At 54.4% G+C, this 4,440-nt stretch carries 1 protein-coding gene, 2 tRNA genes and 2 rRNA genes (1 of these 5 running past the window's edge); all 5 read left to right on the top strand.

Features of this window, described 5'->3' with window-relative positions; genetic code table 11:
- Positions 1 to 12: transfer RNA gene (locus tag NHF53_RS00020), tRNA-Ala, on the top strand; it begins 64 nt to the left of the window's first position.
- Positions 13 to 376: 364 nt separating this feature from the next.
- Positions 377 to 3,174: ribosomal RNA gene (locus tag NHF53_RS00025) — 23S ribosomal RNA — on the top strand.
- Between the two features lie 219 nt (positions 3,175 to 3,393).
- Positions 3,394 to 3,508, top strand: a 5S ribosomal RNA gene (gene rrf / locus NHF53_RS00030).
- 204 nt (positions 3,509 to 3,712) lie between these two features.
- Positions 3,713 to 3,789, top strand: a tRNA-Met gene (locus NHF53_RS00035).
- Between the two features lie 202 nt (positions 3,790 to 3,991).
- Positions 3,992 to 4,162, top strand: a complete 171-nt coding sequence (locus NHF53_RS24235; RefSeq protein ID WP_374590967.1) for a hypothetical protein — start codon at positions 3,992 to 3,994, stop codon at positions 4,160 to 4,162.
- Positions 4,163 to 4,440: the final 278 nt, after the last annotated feature.

A 4,440-nucleotide genomic window follows, 5' to 3' on the forward strand; every position in this document is an offset into this window, starting at 1 on the left:
TCGGCTCCACCAAATTCCTTGTCTTGGAAGAAAATAAAGGTTTGCACCGGCCGGTTGGCTGTGTGCCTGTTCTGTCTACATTGTGAAGAGAAGATTGATCCGGATCGGCTGAAGAGCCGATGCCTGGAAGGATCGATGATTGTTCGAGGGCTTTGCCCTTGTCTGGTTGTCGGTCTGGTGGATGTTGCCTGACCGCGCATCCTCGGATTTGATCTCGAGAAGCTGGTCTTAAGATAGACTGCAAGTGAGCTGCTCGGCGTAGCTCCGATAAAGCAGGTCTATCGAACACGTCGATGGCATCATGACGACCTGGTTGTAAAAGGTAACCGGGTTTGCCTCCTTTGGGGGCTTGGTGATGAGCATTGGCAATGAGAACGATTAAGTGTCGTAAGGGCATTTGGTGGATGCCTTGGCATGCACAGGCGATGAAGGACGTGATACGCTGCGAAAAGCCGTGGGGAGCTGCGAATGAGCTTTGATCCATGGATATCCGAATGGGGCAACCCACCTTAAATGCTTGGAAAATCCAAACTGTCAGCGATGACGGCTTGGGTTTCCAAGCATTGTTATAAGGTATCTTACCTTCGAATACATAGGGGTAAGAAGCGAACGCAGGGAACTGAAACATCTAAGTACCTGCAGGAAAGGACATCAACCGAGACTCCGCAAGTAGTGGCGAGCGAACGCGGACCAGGCCAGTGGCAATCAGGAATAAAGCCGAACGAGCTGGAAAGCTCGACCGTAGTGGGTGACAGTCCCGTAGGCGTAGAACACTGATTGTCCTTGAGTAGGGCGGGACACGTGAAATCCTGTCTGAACATGGGGAGACCACTCTCCAAGCCTAAGTACTCGTGCATGACCGATAGCGAACAAGTACCGTGAGGGAAAGGTGAAAAGCACCCCGACAAGGGGAGTGAAATAGAACCTGAAACCGGATGCCTACAAACAGTCGGAGGGCGCAAGCCTGACGGCGTACCTTTTGTATAATGGGTCAACGACTTAGTGTAACGAGCAAGCTTAAGCCGATAGGTGTAGGCGCAGCGAAAGCGAGTCTGAACAGGGCGTTCAGTTCGTTGCATTAGACCCGAAACCGAGTGATCTAGCCATGAGCAGGTTGAAGGTTGGGTAACACCAACTGGAGGACCGAACCCGCATCTGTTGCAATAGATTGGGATGACTTGTGGCTAGGGGTGAAAGGCCAATCAAACTCGGAAATAGCTGGTTCTCCGCGAAATCTATTTAGGTAGAGCGTCGACCGAATACCCTCGGGGGTAGAGCACTGGATGGGCTATGGGGACTCACCGTCTTACTGATCCTAACCAAACTCCGAATACCGAGGAGTACTAGTCGGCAGACACACGGCGGGTGCTAACGTCCGTCGTGAAGAGGGCAACAACCCTGACCTCCAGCTAAGGTCCCCAAGTCATGGCTAAGTGGGAAAGGATGTGAGGATCCCAAAACAACCAGGATGTTGGCTTAGAAGCAGCCATCATTTAAAGAAAGCGTAACAGCTCACTGGTCTAAATAAGGGTCTTTGCGCCGAAAATGTAACGGGGCTAAAGCCATGCACCGAAGCTGAGGATACGTCGCAAGACGTGTGGTAGCGGAGCGTTCCGTAAGCCTGTGAAGGGACAGCCGTGAGGCATCCTGGAGGTATCGGAAGTGCGAATGTTGACATGAGTAACGATAAAGAGGGTGAGAGACCCTCTCGCCGAAAGACCAAGGGTTCCTGCTTAAAGTTAATCTGAGCAGGGTTAGCCGGCCCCTAAGACGAGGCGGACACGCGTAGTCGATGGGAACCACGTTAATATTCGTGGGCCTTGTGGTGGTGACGGATCGCACAAATCGTACATTCTTATTGGATTGAGTGTGCGGTGGAGCGGTTCCAGGAAATAGCCCCACTTTATAGACCGTACCCGAAACCGACACAGGTGGTCAGGTAGAGTATACCAAGGCGCTTGAGAGAACTATGTTGAAGGAACTCGGCAAATTGCACGCGTAACTTCGGAAGAAGCGTGACCCCATGATGGGCAACCATTGTGGGGTGGCACAGACCAGGGGGTAGCGACTGTTTATCAAAAACACAGGGCTCTGCGAAGTCGCAAGACGACGTATAGGGTCTGACGCCTGCCCGGTGCTGGAAGGTTAAGAGGAGGGGTGCAAGCTCTGAATCGAAGCCCCAGTAAACGGCGGCCGTAACTATAACGGTCCTAAGGTAGCGAAATTCCTTGTCGGGTAAGTTCCGACCTGCACGAATGGCGTAACGACTTCCCCGCTGTCTCCAACATAGACTCAGTGAAATTGAATTCCCCGTGAAGATGCGGGGTTCCTGCGGTCAGACGGAAAGACCCCGTGCACCTTTACTATAGCTTTACACTGGCATTCGTGTCGGCATGTGTAGGATAGGTGGTAGGCTTTGAAGCGGGGACGCCAGTTCTCGTGGAGCCATCCTTGAAATACCACCCTTATCGTCATGGATGTCTAACCGCGGCCCGTCATCCGGGTCCGGGACAGTGTATGGTGGGTAGTTTGACTGGGGCGGTCGCCTCCGAAAGAGTAACGGAGGCGCGCGATGGTGGGCTCAGACCGGTCGGAAATCGGTCGTCGAGTGCAATGGCATAAGCCCGCCTGACTGCGAGACTGACAAGTCGAGCAGAGACGAAAGTCGGTCATAGTGATCCGGTGGTCCCGCGTGGAAGGGCCATCGCTCAACGGATAAAAGGTACGCCGGGGATAACAGGCTGATGACCCCCAAGAGTCCATATCGACGGGGTTGTTTGGCACCTCGATGTCGGCTCATCGCATCCTGGGGCTGGAGCAGGTCCCAAGGGTTTGGCTGTTCGCCAATTAAAGCGGTACGTGAGCTGGGTTCAGAACGTCGTGAGACAGTTCGGTCCCTATCTGCCGTGGGTGTAGGAATATTGACAGGATCTGTCCCTAGTACGAGAGGACCGGGATGGACATATCTCTGGTGGACCTGTTGTCCTGCCAAGGGCATAGCAGGGTAGCTATATATGGAAGGGATAACCGCTGAAGGCATCTAAGCGGGAAACCCACCTGAAAACGAGTATTCCCTATCAGAGCCGTGGAAGACGACCACGTTGATAGGCCGGGTGTGGAAGCGCAGCAATGTGTGAAGCTTACCGGTACTAATAGCTCGATCGGCTTGATCGTTCTCATTGACCATGCTCATCGGTAAATCGATGAGCCATCTCTTCTGTCCTCACGCTGTCGCGATCTTCGATCGCTTCGCTGCGGACGGCGCGCCAGACTGCTGGCGACGGCCTTGCGGCCTGTATGGGAAGTCCCTTGCAGGCAAAGGTGAAGAAAAGACGTGTTCAAAACAAAACAGGCAAACGCCTGCCAGCTTCTCAATTGATTGCCCTTAGCCGACCTGGTGGTCATGGCGGGGTGGCCGCACCCGTTCCCATTCCGAACACGGCCGTGAAACGCCCCAGCGCCAATGGTACTTCGTCTCAAGACGCGGGAGAGTAGGTCGCTGCCAGGTCTGCTAAAGGCAATCAAAATCTTCTCGAAACAAACCCTGTCGGCCCAGCCGAAACCTTGACCGGGCCGCGCAAGCGGCCCATATCCGTTCAAGAAAACGAAAGATCACCGGGCCAGAGCAGCCCAAGCCTTCAACCCGCCGAGCCAAAGCCAACGCGGATAGGCAAAACAAAAAATCCGGGCATCCCCGGAAAGCTCAACATAACGCGGGGTGGAGCAGCCCGGTAGCTCGTCAGGCTCATAACCTGAAGGCCGCAGGTTCAAATCCTGCCCCCGCAACCAGTTCATGCATAATGCACTCACCGCCCCCATCTAACGGGGCGGTTTTTTGCGTTTGCGGCCTCGGCTTTTCGCTCTTTGCGGGAAAGAACCCGCCGAGGCTGGCAATCTCTAGGTGGCAATATCCCGGCGTACTTGGCCGCCACCCTTGGGCATGTTCCCCTCCAAACACTCGACGCATCGTAATCGGGCGGTCTTTGCCGCCATGCTGATCGCTGAAATGCCGGAGCTTGTGACGGATGACGGCCGGCGAAGCCGCAGCTATGATGACCTTGCCCCAGTATCGCACGACAGCGGAACAGTGCGCGGCAGGAGAACAATCGCCAGAGGACGGAGGGCACTGCGGCATGTCTGTCTCAGGCGCGCGATCCCCTAACTTTTGTGCGGATATCTGCGATAGAAACCCACCATAAAAATTCAGGGCTGCTCTGCTATCTATAACTTCAAAAGTTGCGCTATGTGGTTCAAATGGACCTTAGCTCAGCGTCCCTCACCCATTGCTCTTGGGCTCTCGTTTCGATCGCCCCAGAGCGAGCCCGACGAACGGCTTTGATTGCATCGTCTGGCCTGCTGCCGGTTTCATGGACACCGAGTTAAGGTGTTTCCAATGAAACTGGAGCGAAGGAATGCAACGAAGGAAGTTCAGCCGCGAAT

The sequence above is a fragment of the Ciceribacter sp. RN22 genome (assembly GCF_024054295.1).
GTDB classification, from domain to species: Bacteria; Pseudomonadota; Alphaproteobacteria; order Rhizobiales; family Rhizobiaceae; genus Allorhizobium; species Allorhizobium lividum.

Bases quoted from the DNA above. Each gene is read 5' to 3' on its own strand.
- NHF53_RS24235 (WP_374590967.1), top strand. From the start codon at position 3,992: ATGCTGATCGCTGAAATGCCGGAGCTTGTGACGGATGACGGCCGGCGA.